Below are 15,450 nucleotides of genomic sequence, written 5' to 3' on the forward strand. Positions count from 1 at the left end.
AGGAGGAAATCATGAAGATAATGCTAGTTTTTGGTACACGTCCAGAAGCGATAAAAATGTGTCCATTAGTGAATGAGTTGAAAAAACAGGCAGATATGGAAACAGTTGTTTGTGTAACTGGTCAGCACAAGGAGATGGTTATCCCTGTTTTGGAATTGTTTGGAGTTCAACCAGACTATGATTTAGAAATAATGAAAGCTAATCAAACCTTGTTCTCTATAACAACAAGTATTTTAGAAAAAATTAAACCTGTTTTAGAAGAAGAACAACCAGATATTGTTCTAGTTCACGGTGACACTACTACAACATATGCAGCAGCTTTGGCAGCATTTTATCTTGGAATTAAGGTTGGCCATGTTGAAGCTGGGTTACGAACTTACAACCTGCAAAGTCCCTTCCCAGAAGAATTTAATAGACAATCGACTTCTATTATTGCAAATTATCATTTTGCTCCAACTGAATTGGCTAAAGAAAATCTTTTAAAAGAGGGTAGAGAGAATGTTTATGTAACTGGAAATACAGTTATTGATGCACTTACAACTACAGTACAAAAGGATTATACACACCCTGATTTAGATTTAAACGTTGACACTCGTCTTATTCTACTAACTGCTCATAGACGTGAAAATCTCGGAGAACCTATGAAACACATGTTTAGAGCTGTTAAACGAGTTTTAAATGAATACGATGATGTTAAGGTAATTTATCCAATTCATAAAAATCCCTTGGTGCGTGAAACAGCTGCGGAAATTTTTGGAGACACAGAACGTATTCAGATTATTGAACCTTTGGATGTTCTTGATTTTCATAATTTCATGAATCATAGTTATATGATTTTAACTGATTCAGGAGGAGTTCAGGAAGAGGCTCCTTCTTTAGGAAAACCTGTATTGGTCATGCGAGATACGACAGAAAGACCTGAAGGAGTAGCTGCCGGAACGTTGAAATTGGTTGGAACTGATGAGGAGACTATTTATCAAAACTTTAAGATGCTTTTAGACGATTCCGAAGAATATAAAAAAATGAGTCAAGCTAGTAATCCTTATGGAAATGGTGATGCTAGTAAACAGATAGTTCGTATTTTACGCGGAATTTAAGCGAGGCTAGGTAAAGTAATAATATAGAAAGGTACCCTATTATGAAAGGTATTATTCTCGCAGGTGGTTCGGGGACACGTTTATATCCATTGACTCGAGCTGCATCAAAACAACTGATGCCGGTTTATGATAAACCGATGATTTACTACCCACTTTCAACATTGATGTTGGCTGGGATTAGAGATATTTTGATTATCTCAACTCCTCAAGATTTGCCTCGTTTTAAAGAGCTTCTTCAAGATGGCTCTGAGTTTGGGATTAAACTGTCTTATGCAGAGCAACCGAGTCCAGATGGTTTGGCACAAGCCTTTATCATTGGGGAAGAGTTTATTGGCGATGATAGTGTTGCTCTGATCTTAGGTGACAATATCTATCATGGTCCTGGCCTTTCTAAGATGCTACAAAAGGCCGCAAGTAAGGAGTCAGGAGCGACTGTTTTTGGTTACCATGTGAAGGATCCAGAACGCTTTGGCGTTGTTGAGTTTGACAAGGATATGAACGCTATTTCTATCGAAGAAAAGCCAGAACATCCTCGTTCAAATTATGCAGTTACAGGCCTCTATTTCTATGACAATGATGTAGTAGAAATTGCTAAAAGTATTAAACCAAGCCCGCGTGGTGAATTGGAAATTACAGATGTCAACAAGGCTTACCTAGATCGTGGAGATTTATCGGTTGAGGTTATGGGACGTGGCTTTGCTTGGTTGGATACTGGCACTCATGAAAGTTTGCTAGAGGCTTCACAGTACATCGAAACAGTCCAACGGATGCAAAATGTTCAGGTGGCAAACTTGGAAGAAATTGCTTATCGCATGGGCTATATCAGTCGAGAAGATGTGTTGGCCTTGGCTCAACCGCTTAAGAAAAATGAATACGGACAGTATCTGCTCCGTTTGATTGGAGAAGCATAGATGACAGATAATTTTTTCGGAAAGACGCTTGCAGCACGCAAGGTTGATGCAATTCCAGGTATGCTGGAGTTTGATATCCCCGTTCATGGTGATAATCGTGGCTGGTTTAAAGAAAATTTCCAAAAGGAAAAAATGCTTCCACTTGGATTTCCAGAGTCTTTCTTTGCAGAAGGAAAATTGCAAAACAATGTATCCTTCTCACGTAAAAATGTCCTCCGTGGCCTACATGCAGAACCTTGGGATAAGTACATCTCTGTAGCAGATGGTGGGAAAGTTCTGGGTTCTTGGGTTGATCTACGCGAGGGCGAAACCTTCGGGAATACCTATCAGACGGTCATTGATGCGAGCAAGGGAATCTTCGTTCCTCGAGGCGTGGCCAATGGATTCCAAGTCTTATCAGATACAGTTTCTTATAGCTATCTGGTCAATGACTACTGGGCTCTTGAACTCAAACCCAAATATGCCTTTGTGAACTACGCTGATCCAAGCCTTGCCATTGAATGGGAAAATCTTGCAGAAGCAGAGGTTTCAGAAGCAGATAAAAATCATCCACTACTTAAGGATGTAAAACCTTTGAAAAAAGAAGATTTGTAAAAAGGAAAGAATATGACTGAATACAAAAAAATTATCGTGACAGGTGGGGCTGGCTTTATCGGTTCTAACTTTGTCCACTATGTTTACAAGAATTTTCCAGATGTTCACGTGACAGTCCTAGATAAGTTGACTTATGCTGGAAACCGCGCTAATATTGAGGAAATTTTAGGTGATCGTGTTGAGTTAGTTGTTGGGGACATTGCGGATGCAGACTTGGTAGACAAGTTAGCAGCTCAAGCAGATGCTATTGTGCACTATGCCGCGGAAAGTCACAATGACAATTCGCTCAATGATCCATCGCCATTTATCCATACTAACTTTATCGGAACCTATACTCTTTTGGAAGCGGCTCGCAAATACGATATTCGTTTCCACCATGTGTCTACAGATGAAGTTTATGGAGACCTTCCTCTACGCGAAGATTTGCCAGGTCATGGTGAAGGTCCAGGTGAGAAATTTACCGCGGATACCAAATATAACCCAAGCTCTCCTTACTCATCAACCAAGGCAGCTTCAGACTTGATTGTCAAAGCCTGGGTAAGATCATTTGGTGTTAAGGCAACGATTTCTAACTGTTCAAATAACTACGGTCCTTATCAACATATCGAAAAATTCATCCCACGTCAGATTACCAACATTCTAAGTGGAATTAAACCAAAATTGTACGGTGAAGGTAAGAACGTTCGTGACTGGATTCATACCAATGACCATTCTTCAGGTGTTTGGACAATCTTGACAAAAGGGCAAATCGGTGAAACCTACTTGATTGGTGCTGATGGCGAGAAGAACAACAAGGAAGTTTTGGAACTTATCCTTAAGGAAATGGGACAACCTGCCGATGCCTATGATCATGTGACTGACCGTGCAGGACATGACCTTCGTTATGCAATTGACGCAAGCAAGCTCCGTGATGAGTTGGGCTGGAAACCAGAATTCACCAACTTCGAACAAGGTCTCAAAGAAACCATTCAATGGTACAAAGATAACCAAGAGTGGTGGCAAGGAGAAAAAGAAGCTGTTGAAGCCAACTACGCTAAAACACAAGAGGTTCTTGAAAAATAAAAGGCAGAAACTTTCTGCTTTTTATTGCTATACCGAAGAATTGTGAATCAGTTGAAAGACAAACTATAAGAAAAGTCAATAGTTTTATCTAAAATAATTCATGTTTCAATTTGATGATTTTAGAGCACGGCAAAAAGCCCTTGAAAAAGTCCATTTTTTCAAAGGTTATCTTGTATCAAATTCAGAAGTTAGATTACTTTTTGTTCGTCAAAGGGCAGCTTGTTTTTTAGGAGATAAAACAGCGTTCTGATAAGTTTTTTTGCAAGGTGAATGATAGCCACATTGTAATGTTTTCCTTGGTCTAACTTAGTCCTAAGATAGGCTTTAAAAGCAGGTGAAAAGCGAGCACACGCTTTGGCAGCTTGTATGAGTGCCCAACGCAGATGGGGTGACCCCCGTTTGACCATTTTCCCTGCTAAATCGATCTTCCCTGACTGGTAAATAGAAGGATCCAGTCCAGCGAAAGCTTGTAATTGAGCAGGATTATCAAAGGCATGAATATTTCGAATCTCGGCTAAGATGACGGCCCCTAAACGATTCCCGATCCCAGTAACCGTCGTGATGACCGAGTTGATCTCAGCCATCAACTCATTGGCTTGTTTTTCCGCCTTGTCAATGAGTCTGTTATAATGCTTGATGTTTTCAATGATTTCGATGAGTTCGAATTCACGAGCGGGAGATGTTGTTCCGATAGAGAGAGGTGCGACTGAGAGGCTATCCTGAATTTTGGATGCAGTCAATCGTTTAATTTCTATCAGATTATCAAATCCTGCCTCAAGCATTTTCTGAGGGCTAGGGTAGCGTGTCAAGAGTTGGTGGGTATATTCTGAATGCTTTCCAACGATCTTATCCAACTCAGGAAAGATGATATCAAGACAGCGAGTGTATTGTACTTTCCAATCAGACTGTTTCTTCTTAAGGCGATGAATATGTCTAGTCAGGATCTTTAGTTCTTCTTGCCGATTATCGTGTTGAAATTGCTCACGATTTGGGTCAGAAAGAAGTTTAAGAGCGATGATACGAGCATCTTTCTTATCAGTTTTGGTCTTGCGAAGTGATAATGATTTAGCAAACTCCTTGATGAGCAAAGGATTGTAGGTATAAACTTTATATCCTTGTTCATGGAGGAATTTCAATAGATTAAAGGCATAATGTCCAGTATCTTCAAGAGCAATGAGGCAGTCTTGATTGAGCTGTCGAAGAGAGTGATCTAAGAGTTCAAACCCAGCTCTGGTATTTGAAAAAGTGAGGGGTTTTAGAACAGTTTTTCCTTGAACATTCAAGGCTGTAACATCGTGTTTATTTTTAGCGACATCAATGCCAACATAAAGCATAGGAGTACCTCCAGATATAGTATTCAAGTCCACTTGGTTATCCACGAACTTTTTGCCTTGTTACCTTACACGAGATAAAACGTCTATGCGTTATCAAACTCATTACCAATTGAAACAAAAAGCTGTGGTTAGAGCCTTTCAGAAATCGTCCAGCGATTGGAGGAAATGAACTAATCCACAGTGGCTTATTCCAAGTGTACCACTTGGGCTTTGGCAGTAGCTAACTGCACTAAATATAATATAAGGAAGAAAAATGATTTTAATTACAGGGGCAAATGGCCAATTAGGAACGGAACTTCGCTATTTATTGGACGAGCGTAATGAAGAATACGTTGCTGTTGATGTGGCTGAGATGGATATTACCGATGCAGAAATGGTGGAGAAAGTTTTTGAAGAGGTGAAACCGACTTTAGTTTACCATTGTGCGGCCTATACAGCTGTTGATGCAGCAGAGGATGAAGGGAAAGAAATGGACTTTGCCATCAATGTTACGGGGACAGAAAATGTCGCCAAAGCATCCGAAAAGCATGGTGCAACTCTAGTCTACATCTCTACCGATTATGTATTTGACGGTAAGAAACCAGTTGGACAAGAGTGGGAAGTGGATGACAAACCAGATCCTCAAACTGAATATGGTCGTACTAAGCGTATGGGAGAGGAGCTTGTAGAAAAACACGTTTCAAACTTCTATATTATCCGTACTGCCTGGGTTTTTGGAAATTACGGCAAAAACTTCGTCTTCACAATGCAAAATCTTGCTAAAACTCATAAGACCTTGACAGTTGTAAATGATCAACATGGTAGACCAACCTGGACGCGTACCTTGGCCGAGTTCATGACTTTCCTAGCTGAAAATCGCAAGGAATTTGGTTATTATCATTTGTCAAATGATGCGACAGAAGACACAACTTGGTATGACTTTGCGGTTGAAATTTTGAAGGATACAGATGTCGAAGTCAAGCCAGTAGACTCAAGCCAATTTCCTGCCAAAGCTAAACGTCCCCTAAACTCAACGATGAGTCTGGTCAAAGCCAAAGCTACAGGATTTGTCATCCCAACTTGGCAAGATGCCTTGAAAGAATTTTACAAACAAGACCTTAAAAAATAAATGTTGAAATATTGCTATAAAGTATATTTTGAACTAGAGATATTTCAGGATTAGTGCCTTATCACTCATGCTAAAGGATGAAATGGTTTTATTAGAGAAGTCGAACTATGTGTGATAGACACTCACACTAGGAAATAGATTTATAGAATTTTCTTTTGGACAGTTGCGGAAAATAGGACCAATTTTCCAGTGATTTTATAAAAAGGCGGAGGAGGTAAAAACTCAATTTGAAGATAAAATTGAGTAAATCTTTCCGTTATAAAACGCATAGTATCAAGTTTTTTTTGAACATCTGATATTATGCGTTTTCTTATTTTAAGGGGGCGTTTGCCCAGTCGTTTTCTTTTATTTACCCACCGATGAAATCGTCGGATAATTATAAAAATTCAAGAAAAAGCTTGCGTAAATGTTAGAAAATTCGAGCACGAATGTATTTTTTGTGTTATAATATTCTGTGAGTAGTTATGCCTTGGTGTAGCTATTAAAAATAGAAGTGTGAAACTGGTAAGATAGAGAGGACGCAGTGTAATGACTAGGAATGGTTTTTTTACAGGCTTAGATATCGGAACTAGCTCTATTAAAGTGTTGGTTGCAGAGCTTGTAAATGGTGAAGTAAATGTAATTGGCGTAAGTAATGCCAAAAGTAAAGGTGTCAAAGATGGGATTATCGTTGACATTGAAGCAGCAGCGACTGCTATTAAGTCTGCAATTTCTCAAGCAGAAGAAAAAGCAGGAATTTCAATCAAGTCTGTAAACGTTGGTTTGCCAGCTAATTTGCTACAAGTTGAGCCAACTCAGGGCATGATTCCGGTGACATCAGATACAAGAGAAATTACAGATCAAGATGTTGAAAATGTGGTTAAATCAGCTTTGACTAAAAGTATGACTCCAGACCGTGAAGTTATCACCTTTATTCCAGAGGAATTTGTCGTGGATGGATTCCAAGGAATTCGTGATCCTCGTGGAATGATGGGTGTGCGTTTGGAAATGCGCGGTCTCTTGTACACTGGCCCACGTACGATTCTCCATAATCTTCGTAAAACTGTAGAGCGTGTAGGCATTCAAGTTGATAACGTGATTATTTCACCTCTTGCAATGGTTCACTCTGTCTTGAATGAAGGTGAACGTGAGTTTGGTGCGACTGTTATCGACATGGGTGGTGGCCAAACGACGGTTGCCACTATTCGCAACCAAGAACTTCAATATACAAATGTCAACCAAGAGGGTGGCGATTATGTTACAAAAGACATTTCAAAAGTTCTCAAGACTTCTAAGAAAATTGCAGAAGGTCTAAAATTGAACTATGGTGAAGCTTATCCACCACTAGCTAGCAAGGAAACTTTCCAAGTTGAAGTGATCGGTGAAGTTGAACCAGTTGAAGTGACTGAAGAATACTTGGCTGAGATTATTTCGGCAAGACTTAAGCACATTTTTGAGCAAATTAAGCAAGATTTGGAAAGACGTCACCTATTAGACTTGCCAGGAGGTATTGCTTTGATTGGTGGGAATGCCCTCCTTCCAGGTGTCGTTGAATTGGCTCAAGAAGTATTTGGAGTCCGTGTTAAGTTATTCGTACCAAATCAAGTTGGGATTCGCAATCCTGCTTTTGCCCATGTCATTAGCTTGTCAGAATTCGCTGGAAGCCTTACTGAAGTGAATGTTCTAGCTCAGCGAGCAATTCGAGGTGAACATACTTTAAGCCACCAGCCACTTGACTTTAGAAGTTCAGCTCAACCTGTTTCACCTGTTTCTCCACGACCAGTATTTAATACAGTGACAACACCTGAGCCTGAAACAAACCAATCTGTTGAACCAGTAGCTCCTCTTCAATCAGAAGAAAAGAGCAAAGGTAAATTAACAGATCGTTTCCGTAGCTTGATTGGAAGCATGTTTGACGAATAAAATAGAGGAATATAAATATGACATTTTCATTTGATACAGCAGCAGCACAAGGTGCAGTAATTAAAGTAATCGGTGTCGGCGGTGGTGGTGGGAATGCCATCAACCGTATGGTTGACGAAGGCGTTTCTGGAGTTGAATTTATCGCAGCCAACACAGATGTACAAGCTTTGAGCAGTACAAAAGCTGAGACAGTTATTCAGCTCGGCCCTAAATTGACTCGTGGACTTGGTGCAGGAGGTCAACCTGAAGTTGGTCGTAAAGCTGCAGAAGAAAGCGAAGAAGTATTGACAGAAGCGATCAGCGGTGCTGATATGGTCTTCATCACTGCTGGTATGGGTGGTGGTTCTGGTACAGGTGCTGCACCAGTTATCGCTCGTATTGCAAAAAGTCTTGGTGCTTTGACAGTCGGTGTTGTTACTCGCCCATTTGGTTTTGAAGGAAGCAAACGTGGACAATTTGCTATCGAAGGGATTAACGAACTTCGTGAGCATGTTGATACACTCTTGATTATCTCAAACAACAACTTGCTAGAAATCGTTGACAAGAAGACTCCACTTCTTGAAGCATTGAGTGAGGCAGATAACGTTCTTCGTCAAGGTGTGCAAGGGATTACAGATTTGATTACAAATCCTGGTTTGATCAACTTGGACTTTGCAGACGTTAAGACTGTTATGGCCAATAAAGGTAACGCCCTTATGGGAATTGGTATCGGTAGCGGTGAAGAACGTGTTGTAGAAGCTGCTCGTAAAGCAATCTACTCACCACTTCTTGAAACAACTATCGATGGTGCTGAGGATGTTATCGTTAACGTAACTGGTGGTTTGGACTTGACTTTGATTGAAGCTGAAGAAGCATCAGAGATTGTTAACCAAGCAGCTGGGCATGGAGTTAACATCTGGCTTGGAACATCTATTGATGAGACAATGAAAGACGAAATCCGCGTGACGGTTGTTGCGACAGGAGTACGTCAGGATAAAGTTGAGAAAGTTGTAACTCCTCAACCACGCCAAGCAACACACCGCGAACCTGCTCGAACTAGTCATGCGCAGACTTTTGATCGTAATTTTGATATGGCTGATACAGCAGAAATTCCAACTCCAAGTTATCGTCGTCAAGAAGCTCCAAAGACATCAGCTTTTGGTGACTGGGACTTGAGACGCGATGCTATCGTTCGTCAAGGAGAGCCAGTTGTTTCTCCAGTGGAACGTTTTGAAGTTCCAGCAGCTACGGATGAAGATGAGTTGGAAACACCACCATTCTTTAAAAATCGTTAATGAAGATGAATTTAAAAGAAAATACGAACCTTGTTTTTCAACAGATATCGAATGCAGTTCAGGAAGCTGGTCGTGAAAACGACTCGGTTTCTGTGATTGCGGTGACCAAATATGTAGATGTTGAAACAGCCTCAGCTTTGGTTTCGCAAGGAGTGCAACACATTGGTGAGAACCGTGTTGATAAATTTCTTGACAAGTATCATGCTCTAAGTGATAAGAATCTTACCTGGCATTTGATTGGAACCTTACAGAGACGTAAAGTCAAGGAAGTGATTTCTTATGTGGATTATTTTCATGCTTTAGATTCATTAAAGCTAGCTCAGGAAATTCAAAAACGAGCAGACCACAAGATTAAGTGCTTTTTGCAAGTAAATATTTCTAAGGAAGAGAGCAAGCACGGTTTTTCGAAAGAAGAATTGTTAGCCCTCTTACCAGAACTTTCAGAATTAGACCAGATTGAGTATGTGGGACTGATGACCATGGCTCCATTTGATGCAACTAGTCAAGAATTACTAGAGATATTTAAAGAAACGAAAGAATTGCAAAAAAACATTCAAGAAAAACATCTCCCCAATATGCCGATGACAGAACTAAGTATGGGTATGAGTCGAGACTTCAAAGAAGCGATTCAATGTGGTTCAACTTTCGTTCGAATCGGCACAGCATTTTTTAAGTAGGAAATAACCATGTCACTAAAAAATAAATTTGAAAAGTTTATAGATTATTTCACTGAAGATGGAGAAGAAGTGGCACCAAACGTTGCTGAATTAAAGCCTGAAAAAACGCTAACATCAGTTTCTGCCCCCATGGAAGAACTTCCACAAACTCAACAACTTCCCCAGCCTTCACAAGTGAATTCAAAGGAAAAAAATATTACGCGCCTTCATGCTCGTCAGCAAGAATTAGCGATGAAGAGTCATCGTAGTGCAGAAAAGGTAACTATTGATGTTCGTTATCCTCGTCGCTACGAAGATGCAACGGATATCGTTGATTTACTAGCAGGCAATGAAAGTATTTTAATCGATTTCCAATATATGACTGAAGTACAAGCGCGTCGTTGTCTAGACTATTTAGATGGAGCTCGTCATGTACTTGCTGGTGAATTAAGAAAGGTTGCAAATACCATGTACCTTTTGACACCGGTAGGAGTTGTGGTTAACATCGAAGATATTCGTTTGCCAGAGGGAACTCATGGTGAAGAGTTTGATTTCGATATGAAGAGAAAACGAGTGAGATAATGATATTTCTAGTTCGCTTTATTCAAAACGCTACAGATATCTATTCTATGATACTTGTAGCGTTTGCTCTCTTATCCTGGTTTCCAAATGCCTATGAGACTAGAGCAGGTCGTTTGTTGACTAATTTAGTCAAACCGATTCTTCAACCCTTGAGACGTCTGCCACTGAGTATTGGTGGTTTAGATTTTTCAGTTTGGGTGGCTGTCGTTTTAGTTCATTTACTTGGAAACTATCTGATCCGTTTTCTTTTAATACTAGCATGAGAAAAGATATCTATCAGCATTTTTCAGTCGAGGATATTCCTTTTATTGATAAAGGTTTGGAGTGGCTCAGGCAGGTTGAGGAGCACTACGCTCCCATCTTAACTCCCTTTATCAATCCTCATCAGGTCTTTATTTTAAAGACATTGGGCAATCATCAAGGGATTAAAGTTTTTTCTAGCAATGATTTTGTAGATAGCGAGTATAGTCGTGTACTACTTGCACCAGATTATTTCATACCGACTTTGACGGATTTTGAAATGGACTTGCTTGAGATTGTTTATTCTAGCAAGTTTGACCAATTGACTCATTCCAAGATTTTAGGAACTGTTCTGAATCGTCTGGGAATCGATCGCAAGTTGTTTGGTGATATATTGGTAACGGAAAATAGAGCTCAAATCATTGTGGACCGGAAATTCACTTCTCTCTTTCAGGATGGGATTCAAAAGATTGCTCGATTGCCTGTCAAACTTGAAGTCAAATCCTTTGAAGAATTGGTAGAAGCTGAGAGTGACTATCAGGAAAAGGAAGTTTTAGTTCCGAGTATGCGCTTGGATGCTTTCTTGTCAAATGTTCTGAAATTGTCTCGCTCTCAGACAGCTGATTTATTAGAAAGAAAATATGTTCAGGTAAATTACCATCTGGTTGAAAAATCCGATTATCAAGTTAAGATTGGTGATTTAGTAAGTGTCAGACGTTTTGGAAGAATTAGTGTTCTGAGAGAAAATGGTCAGACAAAAAGGGATAAGAAGAAATTGACAATACAATTATTATTAAGTAAGTGAGGGGAAAATATGCCAATTACATCGTTAGAGATTAAGGATAAAAGCTTTAGTACTAAGTTTAGAGGTTTTGATCCTGAAGAAGTTGATGAATTTCTCGATATTGTAGTTCGAGACTATGAAACATTGGTTCGAAGTAACCATGATAAAGAGCAACAAATTAGAAATTTAGAAGAGCGTTTGTCTTATTTTGATGAGATGAAAGATTCATTGAGTCAGTCTGTGTTAATTGCTCAAGATACTGCTGAGCGAGTTAAACAAGCAGCTACTGAACGCTCTCATAATATCATTCATCATGCTGAACAGGAATCACAACGTTTGCTTGATGAAGCTAAGTACAAGGCAAATGAAATTTTACGTCAAGCAACTGATAATGCTAAGAAGGTTGCGATTGAGACAGAAGAACTGAAGAATAAGAGTCGCGTCTTCCATCAACGCTTGAAATCTACAATTGAAAGTCAATTGGCCATCGTTGATTCATCTGATTGGGAAGAAATTTTACGTCCAACAGCAACTTATTTACAAACTAGTGATGAAGTCTTTAAAGAGGTGGTTAGAGAGGCTTTGGGGGAAAATATTTCAGCATTTCATGAGGAGGAAGCCAATGATTTGACTCGTCAGTTTTCACCTGAAGAGGTTGCTGAGCTCCAAGCACGTATAGAAGCAACTAATCGTGAATTGATGGAAGCACAGGATGAATCAACTTTATCTGACTTATCTTCGTTAGTAAATAATGAAATGAGTTCTGAGTCTAAAGAGGATTCAGAATAACAATTTCTCAACATTTATAATTGTAAAATATGAGAACAAGATCTAATCAAACATATTTCCAGCGAGTAGGAGATGGTGGAAGTCCTACAATCCCTGTTGATGAGATTATCCTCTCAAGTTATCAAGTCTGAAGTTAGTAAGATTTGACGTTGCCCACGTTACGGGAAAAGAGGGAGAAAGACGAGTTCTTTTTCCGAACAAAGGTGGTACCACGATTTTCGTCCTTTTTAGCGAGTCGTGGTTTTTATTTTGTCTATATCATAAAGGAGATATCATGAAACTCAAAGAAACTTTAAATCTAGGGAAAACAGATTTCCCTATGCGTGCAGGACTTCCAACCAAAGAGCCAGTATGGCAAAAAGAGTGGGAAGAAGCAAAATTGTATCAACGTCGTCAAGAGTTGAATGAAGGGAAACCTCACTTCACTCTTCATGATGGGCCTCCGTACGCTAACGGAAATATCCACGTTGGTCATGCTATGAACAAGATTTCAAAAGATATCATTGTTCGTTCGAAATCTATGTCAGGTTTTTACGCACCATACATCCCAGGTTGGGATACACATGGTCTGCCAATAGAGCAAGTCTTGGCAAAACAAGGTGTCAAACGCAAAGAGATGGATTTGGTTGAATACTTGAAACTTTGTCGTGAATACGCTCTTTCTCAAGTAGATAAACAACGCGAAGACTTCAAGCGTTTGGGTGTTTCTGGTGACTGGGAAAATCCATATGTGACTTTGACTCCTGACTATGAAGCAGCCCAAATCCGTGTCTTCGGTGAGATGGCTAACAAGGGCTACATCTACCGTGGTGCTAAGCCAGTTTACTGGTCATGGTCATCTGAGTCAGCTCTTGCTGAAGCAGAAATTGAATACCATGATTTACTTTCAACTTCCCTTTACTATGCCAACAAAGTAAAAGATGGCAAAGGTGTCCTAGACACTGATACTTACATCGTTGTTTGGACAACAACTCCATTTACTATCACTGCTTCTCGTGGTTTGACTGTTGGTGCGGATATTGATTACGTTTTGGTTCAACCTGCTGGTGAAGCTCGTAAGTTTGTGGTTGCTGCTGAATTATTGAGCAGCTTATCTGAAAAATTTGGTTGGGCGGATGTTCAAGTTTTGGCGACTTACCGTGGTCAAGAATTGAACCATATCGTGACAGAGCACCCATGGGATACTGCAGTAGATGAACTCGTTATCCTTGGTGACCACGTTACAACAGACTCTGGTACTGGTATCGTCCATACAGCCCCAGGTTTTGGTGAGGATGACTACAATGTCGGTGTTGCTAATGGTCTAGAAGTTGCCGTGACTGTTAACGAACGCGGTATCATGATGGCTAATGCTGGTGCTGAGTTTGAAGGCCAATTCTATGATAAGGTTGTTCCAACGGTTATCGAAAAACTTGGTGATTTACTTCTTGCTCAAGAAGAAATCTCTCACTCATACCCATTTGACTGGCGTACGAAAAAACCAATCATCTGGCGTGCAGTTCCACAATGGTTTGCTTCAGTATCAAAATTCCGTCAAGATATCTTGGATGAAATCGAAAAAGTGAAATTCCATTCAGAATGGGGTAAAGTCCGTCTTTACAACATGATCCGTGACCGTGGTGACTGGGTTATCTCTCGTCAACGTGCTTGGGGAGTTCCTCTTCCAATCTTCTACGCAGAAGATGGCACACCAATCATGACAGCTGAAACGATTGAACATGTAGCTCAACTCTTTGAAGAGCATGGTTCAATCATCTGGTGGGAACGTGATGCTAAAGACCTCTTGCCAGAAGGATTTACTCATCCAGGTTCTCCAAATGGTGAGTTCAAGAAAGAAACAGATATCATGGACGTTTGGTTTGACTCAGGTTCTTCATGGAATGGAGTTGTAGTAAACCGTCCTGAGTTGACTTACCCAGCAGATCTTTACCTTGAAGGTTCTGACCAATACCGTGGTTGGTTCAACTCTTCACTCATCACATCTGTTGCTAACCATGGCGTAGCGCCTTACAAACAAATCTTGTCACAAGGTTTTGCCCTTGATGGTAAAGGTGAAAAGATGTCTAAATCTCTTGGAAATACTATTGCTCCAAGCGATGTTGAAAAACAATTTGGTGCGGAAATCTTGCGTCTCTGGGTAACAAGTGTTGACTCAAGTAACGACGTACGTATCTCTATGGATATCTTGAGCCAAGTCTCTGAAACTTACCGTAAGATCCGTAACACCCTTCGTTTCTTGATTGCTAATACATCTGACTTTAACCCGGCTCAAGACGCAGTAGCTTACGATGAGCTTCGTTCAGTTGATAAGTACATGACCATTCGCTTTAATCAGCTTGTTAAGACGATTCGTGATGCCTATGCGGACTTTGAATTCTTGACAATCTACAAGGCCTTGGTGAACTTTATCAACGTTGACTTGTCAGCCTTTTACCTTGATTTTGCCAAAGATGTTGTCTATATCGAAGGTGCCAAATCATTGGAACGTCGTCAAATGCAGACTGTCTTCTATGACATTCTTGTCAAAATCACCAAACTCTTGACACCAATCCTTCCTCACACTGCGGAAGAAATCTGGTCATACCTTGAGTTTGAAGCAGAAGACTTTGTTCAATTGTCAGAATTGCCAGAAGCAGAGACATTTGCTAATCAAGAGGAAATTTTGGATACTTGGGCAGCCTTCATGGACTTCCGCGGACAAGCTCAAAAAGCCTTGGAAGAAGCTCGTAATGCCAAAGTAATCGGTAAATCACTTGAAGCTCACTTGGCTGTTTATCCAAACGAAGTAGTGAAAACTCTACTCGTAGCAGTAAATAGCAATGTCGCTCAGCTTTTGATTGTATCAGAATTGACTATCGCAGAAGGACCAGCTCCAGAGAACGCTGTAAGTTTTGAAGATGTAGCCTTCACTGTTGAACGCGCTGCAGGTGAAGTATGTGACCGTTGCCGTCGTATCGACCCAACAACAGCAGAACGTAGCTATCACGCAGTCATCTGTGACCACTGTGCAAGCATCGTAGAAGAAAACTTTGCGGATGCAGTCGCAGAAGGATTTGAAGTAAAATAAAAGTAAAAAATGGCGAGGGTAGCCCAAAGGTTAATTTGAAAAGAAAGGCC

At 40.3% G+C, this 15,450-nt stretch carries 14 protein-coding genes; 13 read left to right on the forward strand and 1 reads right to left on the reverse strand.

All coding sequences use genetic code 11. The annotated features are described in order from the left end of the window. Positions 1-8 precede the first annotated feature (8 nt). From wecB to rfbB, 4 genes are read left to right on the forward strand one after another with little or no spacing between them, the layout of a single operon-like run. Positions 9-1,097, forward strand: coding sequence for a non-hydrolyzing UDP-N-acetylglucosamine 2-epimerase (gene wecB / locus QM450_RS06480; RefSeq protein ID WP_281335637.1), 1,089 nt, complete (start codon positions 9-11; stop codon positions 1,095-1,097). Between the two features lie 41 nt (positions 1,098-1,138). Further along, positions 1,139-2,008: a glucose-1-phosphate thymidylyltransferase RfbA gene (gene rfbA / locus QM450_RS06485; protein ID WP_265471457.1), complete on the forward strand. Its 870-nt coding sequence runs from the start codon at positions 1,139-1,141 to the stop codon at positions 2,006-2,008. Continuing rightward, positions 2,009-2,602, forward strand: a complete 594-nt coding sequence (locus QM450_RS06490; protein ID WP_414320041.1) for a dTDP-4-dehydrorhamnose 3,5-epimerase family protein — start codon at positions 2,009-2,011, stop codon at positions 2,600-2,602. A gap of 12 nt (positions 2,603-2,614) precedes the next feature. Next, complete coding sequence (rfbB, locus tag QM450_RS06495; RefSeq protein WP_414320042.1) at positions 2,615-3,664, forward strand: dTDP-glucose 4,6-dehydratase; 1,050 nt, start codon at positions 2,615-2,617, stop codon at positions 3,662-3,664. A gap of 188 nt (positions 3,665-3,852) precedes the next feature. On the opposite strand, the gene QM450_RS06500 is transcribed toward rfbB, so the two are convergent. Further along, positions 3,853-4,998, reverse strand: coding sequence for an IS110 family transposase (locus tag QM450_RS06500; RefSeq protein ID WP_414320043.1), 1,146 nt, complete (start codon positions 4,996-4,998; stop codon positions 3,853-3,855). Between the two features lie 253 nt (positions 4,999-5,251). On the opposite strand from QM450_RS06500, the gene rfbD reads away from it, so the two are divergent. The 9 genes from rfbD to ileS all read left to right on the forward strand — a co-directional run bounded on the left by rfbD (position 5,252) and on the right by ileS (position 15,400). Beyond that, entirely contained in the window at positions 5,252-6,106 is an 855-nt protein-coding gene (gene rfbD / locus QM450_RS06505; protein WP_414320044.1) for a dTDP-4-dehydrorhamnose reductase, read from the forward strand. 528 nt (positions 6,107-6,634) lie between these two features. Next, the gene (gene ftsA, locus QM450_RS06510; protein WP_281335631.1) at positions 6,635-8,008 is read left to right on the forward strand and encodes a cell division protein FtsA; all 1,374 of its coding nucleotides are present in this window, start codon (positions 6,635-6,637) and stop codon (positions 8,006-8,008) included. Positions 8,009-8,025: 17 nt separating this feature from the next. Beyond that, complete coding sequence (gene ftsZ / locus QM450_RS06515) at positions 8,026-9,282, forward strand: cell division protein FtsZ (RefSeq protein ID WP_075231296.1); 1,257 nt, start codon at positions 8,026-8,028, stop codon at positions 9,280-9,282. A gap of 5 nt (positions 9,283-9,287) precedes the next feature. Further along, positions 9,288-9,959, forward strand: coding sequence for a YggS family pyridoxal phosphate-dependent enzyme (locus QM450_RS06520; protein WP_414320045.1), 672 nt, complete (start codon positions 9,288-9,290; stop codon positions 9,957-9,959). A gap of 9 nt (positions 9,960-9,968) precedes the next feature. After that, on the forward strand, positions 9,969-10,520 hold the full coding sequence (locus QM450_RS06525) for a cell division protein SepF (protein WP_414320046.1): 552 nt from the start codon (positions 9,969-9,971) through the stop codon (positions 10,518-10,520). Continuing rightward, positions 10,520-10,783, forward strand: a complete 264-nt coding sequence (locus tag QM450_RS06530; protein WP_248035607.1) for a YggT family protein — start codon at positions 10,520-10,522, stop codon at positions 10,781-10,783. The genes QM450_RS06525 and QM450_RS06530 overlap by 1 nt, the downstream gene beginning before the upstream one ends. After that, on the forward strand, positions 10,780-11,565 hold the full coding sequence (locus QM450_RS06535; protein ID WP_414320047.1) for an RNA-binding protein: 786 nt from the start codon (positions 10,780-10,782) through the stop codon (positions 11,563-11,565). Before QM450_RS06530 ends, QM450_RS06535 begins: the two co-directional genes overlap by 4 nt. Positions 11,566-11,574: 9 nt before the next feature. Beyond that, positions 11,575-12,333 (forward strand): DivIVA domain-containing protein, encoded by a 759-nt coding sequence (locus QM450_RS06540; RefSeq protein ID WP_075231300.1) that lies wholly within the window; start codon positions 11,575-11,577, stop codon positions 12,331-12,333. A gap of 274 nt (positions 12,334-12,607) precedes the next feature. Further along, a complete protein-coding gene (ileS, locus tag QM450_RS06545; protein WP_414320048.1) occupies positions 12,608-15,400 on the forward strand; it encodes an isoleucine--tRNA ligase in 2,793 nt (930 codons plus the stop codon). Positions 15,401-15,450 lie beyond the last annotated feature (50 nt).

The sequence above is a fragment of the Streptococcus infantis genome, assembly GCF_047464615.1.
GTDB lineage: Bacteria > Bacillota > Bacilli > Lactobacillales > Streptococcaceae > Streptococcus > Streptococcus infantis_Y.